Annotated in this window: 6 protein-coding genes; 1 reads left to right on the top strand and 5 read right to left on the bottom strand. The window is 25.7% G+C overall.

Annotated elements, in window-relative coordinates; translation table 11 throughout:
* From Q0V09_RS07805 to Q0V09_RS07785, 5 genes are all read right to left on the bottom strand, one after another.
* A partial coding sequence (locus Q0V09_RS07805; RefSeq protein WP_297488217.1) for an amino acid permease occupies positions 1-321 on the bottom strand: 321 nt, incomplete at its 3' end.
* 271 nt (positions 322-592) lie between these two features.
* Positions 593-1897 (bottom strand): ABC transporter substrate-binding protein, encoded by a 1305-nt coding sequence (locus Q0V09_RS07800; RefSeq protein ID WP_297488214.1) that lies wholly within the window; start codon positions 1895-1897, stop codon positions 593-595.
* Between the two features lie 23 nt (positions 1898-1920).
* Positions 1921-2724, bottom strand: a complete 804-nt coding sequence (locus tag Q0V09_RS07795) for a carbohydrate ABC transporter permease (protein ID WP_297488211.1) — start codon at positions 2722-2724, stop codon at positions 1921-1923.
* Between the two features lies 1 nt (position 2725).
* The gene (locus tag Q0V09_RS07790; protein ID WP_297488209.1) at positions 2726-3598 is read right to left on the bottom strand and encodes a carbohydrate ABC transporter permease; all 873 of its coding nucleotides are present in this window, start codon (positions 3596-3598) and stop codon (positions 2726-2728) included.
* Positions 3599-3617: 19 nt separating this feature from the next.
* Complete coding sequence (locus Q0V09_RS07785; RefSeq protein ID WP_297488206.1) at positions 3618-4325, bottom strand: glycerophosphodiester phosphodiesterase family protein; 708 nt, start codon at positions 4323-4325, stop codon at positions 3618-3620.
* A gap of 304 nt (positions 4326-4629) precedes the next feature.
* Between Q0V09_RS07785 and Q0V09_RS07780 the strand changes: the two genes are divergently transcribed.
* Positions 4630-4850: hypothetical protein (locus Q0V09_RS07780; RefSeq protein WP_297488203.1), on the top strand; the 221-nt coding region annotated here is incomplete at its 3' end.

Below are 4850 nucleotides of genomic sequence, written 5' to 3'. Positions count from 1 at the left end.
ATAAGGAATCATAGTAGCAAAAGCTGTTGATACCATTACCATACCGAAAAACATTTGTACCCAAAGCAACCATGCTGTAACAAAAGCCCATTTTGGACCTAATGCTGCATTTACCCAAACTTGAGGTCCCCCCTCTTGAGGCCAACCTGTAGCTAATTCTGCTGCTACAAATGAGATAGGAATTGCAAAGAATATTGCGGCTCCCCCCATATAAAATATTGCTTGCCAACCAACACTGGCAACAGTTGGTATATTTCTGATGCTTACATAAAAAGCAACACTTAAAGCTATCAACTGAAATAGAGTAAGTTTTTTCTTCATTTCAATTACCTCCTTAAAATATTCTTAATCATAACACTCAAATTATATATAAACAATACTTATTTTTTGTATGTTATTCAAAAAACAATTGTTTTATTTTAGACATATAGGTTTAAAAAAAAATGATAAGAACTATTATAGTGCTGTAATATTACATTTGATCTCTTTGTGAATTAATTTTAAGAATAAAACTATTTTAAAAACAATTAAATTTTTTTATAAAAAAAGCATCAAGGAAATCCTTGACGCTGATTAAAGTATTTATGTAAAATTATTTATTTATTCTATTGAATCTTTTTATAATTCTATTAGATTCTTTAGCAACTCTTTTTGTTATATTTTCTACAGAACCTTTTTCTTCGTAATTATTTTCCATAGCCTGGACCATTTTTTCACGTACCTCAGGAAATACACCTAAAATTGCTCCCTGAGTTTGGCTATTTTCTTTAGTAGCTTGAATTTCTTCAATTGCAGTTTTAAATTGTGGAAATTTATTCATATTATCTATCATTTCTTTTGTATTGTAAGAAAGCTTATTAACTGGATAATATCCCGTATTAATTGCCCAAGTAGATTGAACATCTTTTGAAGTAGTATATTTTATAAAGTCCCAAGCTGCTTTTTGATTAGTCTCATTAACTGAATTTGTTATCCAAAGAGATGCACCACCAATAATGCTCCCATTAAATTCACCAGATTTATTTGGAATAAATCCTGTTCCTACTTCAAATTTAGCATTATTAATAACACCTCTTAAGCCAGCAGAAGAATCTAAATACATAGCAACTTTTCCTGAAGAAAATGCTGTTCTAGTAGAACTCCATTCTCTACCGTAAGAAGTTCCATATCCATTACTATAAATATCTCTTAACCAAGAAAGAATATTTGGCAATTCATTTTCGTATGCCACTTTTGTTGGAGATTTTCCATCTCTTCCATTATTTTCATTAACATATAAATTATTTTCATTAGCTAAAAGTTGTTCTATAAACCATCCGTACATAATCATTGAAAATCCAAATTGTTTAGTTATTCCTTTATCATCTTTTAATGTTAATTTTTCTGAATATTTTAAAATATCAGAATAATTTTTAGGAGGATTTTCAGGATTTAATCCAGCTTTTTTAAAAGCTTCTTTATTGTAAACTAAAATAGCAGATGATGAATTAAAAGGCATAGAATAAAGATCTCCATTAATTCTATAATAGTTTAAAAGTACATCTTCTAAATTATCAATATTAAAGTTATCTTCTTTAATAAACTTTTCAATAGGAGTAATAGCTCCACTTTTATACATAAAAGCTGTAGAAATATCATTCATTTGAACTATAGCAGGTGCTTCTTTTGTTCCTGAAACAGCCTTAAACTTAGCTATAGATTCTTCATAACTTCCTTGGAAAATTGCTTCAATTTCTATTTTGTCTTGACTAGCGTTGTAGCTATCAACCATATTAATTAAAGATTTTTGTAGTTGCCCACTTAAAGAATACCAAAATATAACTTTTTCTTTTGCAAAAGTTGAAGTACTTAAAATAATTGTTAATAAAAAAATAAAAGATGTTTTAAAAAATTTCATTCATTCCCCCAAAAAATTTATTTTTATTCTTTTACTGCTCCTGAAACCAATCCTTTTTGTAATTGTTTTTGTCCTAAAAATAATACTAATAAAGATGGAACTATAACAATAATAACAGCAGCCATTAGTATTCCAAAATTAGTTCCCTCTTCAGATTTAATCATTTTCAAACCTATTTGAATAGTTCTTGATTCTGGCCTTGTAGATGTCATTAAAGGCCAAAGATACATGTTCCATATATTTAAGAATGAATATACTCCCCAAGTACTTAAAATACCCTTTGAAAGAGGTAAAACAATTCTGCTATAAATATGAAAATTGTTACAACCATCAATTTTAGCAGCTTCTACTAACGATTTATTTAGAGTTTTAAACTGCTGAACCATTAAAAATATACCTAATCCATTTGAAATAAATGGAAGTATAATTCCTAATTTAGTATTTAATAAATTTAATTTTAAAATAGTGAAGTAGTTGGGCACAAATATTGCTTCCCATGGTACAAATATTGCACTAATAACCATAGCAAAAATAAGTTTTTTTTCTTTAAATTCAATAAAAACAAGAGCATAGGCAGTAGAACTACATATGAGAAGTTGAAGAATCATTCCACTAATAGCAGTACTTAAACTGTTAAAGAAAAACTTTAAAATAGGTATATTTTTTAATAGTTCTTTATAGTTTTCAATAGACAATACTCTTGGGAAAACTGTACCTGATACAATATCAGCTGTAGTCATAAAACTTGCCATAAGAGTATAAATTATTGGGAAAAAAATAAAAAAACTTGAAAATATAAGTAATGTATAAAATATATATTTTTTCATATTATTGATAATGAACCTTCCTTTCTAACCTGAATTTAAATAACATAATAACAGTAATTATACTTAATAGAATAAGACCTTGAGTACTTGCATAGTCAAATCTATAGTTAGTAAATGCTGTTTTATAAATACTATAAACTAGAAAATTTGTAGAGTTTGATGGACCTCCTCCAGTTAACATATCTACTTGTCCAAAACTTTGGAAAGATTTAAGAGTTGTTGTAATTAATAGATAAAATATACTTGGACTAAGTAATGGGATTGTAACTTTATATAATTTTGTAAAATATCCTATACCATCAATTTCACAACTTTCATCGATTTCTTGACTAATATTTTGAAGTCCAGCTGTTAAAACTAAAAATCCAAATCCAATATTCATCCAAATAGTGGCAATGGCAATAACCCAAATAGCGTATGTAGAATCTGTAAACCAATTAATTGGTAGAACTCCAAAGAAACTTAAAATTTCATTAATCATACCAACACTTGGATGAAAAAGAAATAAAACTATACTTGAACTTGCAGAAACAGAAACCCCCATACTAGAAGAAAAGATAACTCTAAAAAATGGAATTCCTTTTAATTTTTCATTACAAATAATAGCTAGAAAAAAAGATATTATTAAACTAAAAATAACAGTTATAAAAGAAAATTTAAATGTAGAAAATAGACTTTCATAGAATGATGTATCTGTAAATAGTTCTATATAATTTTCAATTCCTGCAAATTCTACTATTTTTCCTTTATCATTAGTAAAAGAAAAGGAATAAATAAATGTTTTTATTAAAGGATAGATATAAAATATAGATAATATAAGTATTGATGGTAATGAAAATAAAAGTCCAGTTAAACTGTTTTTGTTATTTTTCATTCTCCCCCCCTTTTTTTTATTATTGAAATTTTTCGGGATAATTAGTAATAATGTTAGAAACACCAATTTTATTTAAATTAATAGCGTCATTAATTGTATTAACAGTCCATACACTGACTATTTTACCGGTATTTTTTATTTCTTTGATTTGATTTTCTTCAAGAAAACATATTCCAGGATGATAAGAATAAATATCAAATCCTAATGATTCTATATAATTATTAATATTTAATAAATTAGCTTCTAAAAGAATCCCTACTTTAATTGAATTATCTAATTCTTTTATTTCTTTTAAAATATTATGACTAAAAGAAGAAACTATAATATTATTGTTTTTATAATTTTGTAAAATATTTACTAATAATTTTGCTGTATCTCTTTTCAAATTTGAATGTTCTTCTTTTATTTCAATATTAATAATTTTGTCTTTTGGAATAATATCAAAAATTTCTTTTAATGTAGGAATTCTTTCGTTTTTAAATTTTTCTGAAAACCAAGAGCCTGCATCTAATTCTTTTAGCTCTTTAAGAGTATAATCTTTTAGGTTTCCATGTCCATTTGTAGTTCTTTCTAATGTCCAGTCGTGAAAAATAACGAGTTCGCCATCTTTTGTTTGTTGTACATCGAATTCAACACCGTCCGCTCCATATTCAAAAGCTTTTCTAATTGATATTATAGTATTTTCTGGGTAAGTTCCAGAGGCTCCTCTATGTCCCAATATTTTCATTTTTTACCTTCCTTTAATTTTTTAATCATATTGTTTGAAAATCAAGTATATTATACAATATTTTTGTTAATTTTACATTAAAATAATGTAAAGTAAATGTAAAATTAAATATAAATATTCAAAAAAATAAATCTTTATTCTTATTAAATGTTGAATTTATTAACAAAAAGTGATAAAATAAATCAAATATTAATGGGCTAGTCATTGAGCCTTAACGAGAGGAGAATAAATCTCACTCTTGAAAATTATAAAAAATTGTAATTAAATGATAGCTTATCTGCAGCAAAATTTTAAAGGAGAATTTATGATTGTTACAAAAAAAATAAAGTTATTAGTTTGTGGGAATTATGATGAAAAAGTAAATTCTTGGAAACTATTAAGATATTACGAAAATATAATGCCAAAACTAAATAATTTTATTGTAACTGAATTACTTTTAAATGATTTACTTCAAGAGAAATTTATTAGTCATAATGAAGTATTTAATAAAAAATTAAATCAATTAAAAATAGATATTGATGAAAA

Origin of the sequence: uncultured Cetobacterium sp. (assembly GCF_947039425.1) — a bacterium.
Classification (GTDB): domain Bacteria; phylum Fusobacteriota; class Fusobacteriia; order Fusobacteriales; family Fusobacteriaceae; genus Cetobacterium_A.
The sequence above is the reverse complement of the archived record's forward strand: the minus strand, read 5'-3'. Positions and strand labels throughout refer to the sequence as shown.

Coding starts and splice junctions, on each gene's coding strand:
- Q0V09_RS07785 (WP_297488206.1), bottom strand. CDS start 4,325: ATGAAAATATTGGGACATAGAGGAGCCTCTGGAACTTACCCAGAAAAT.
- Q0V09_RS07800 (WP_297488214.1), bottom strand. CDS start 1,897: ATGAAATTTTTTAAAACATCTTTTATTTTTTTATTAACAATTATTTTA.
- Q0V09_RS07795 (WP_297488211.1), bottom strand. CDS start 2,724: ATGAAAAAATATATATTTTATACATTACTTATATTTTCAAGTTTTTTT.
- Q0V09_RS07790 (WP_297488209.1), bottom strand. CDS start 3,598: ATGAAAAATAACAAAAACAGTTTAACTGGACTTTTATTTTCATTACCA.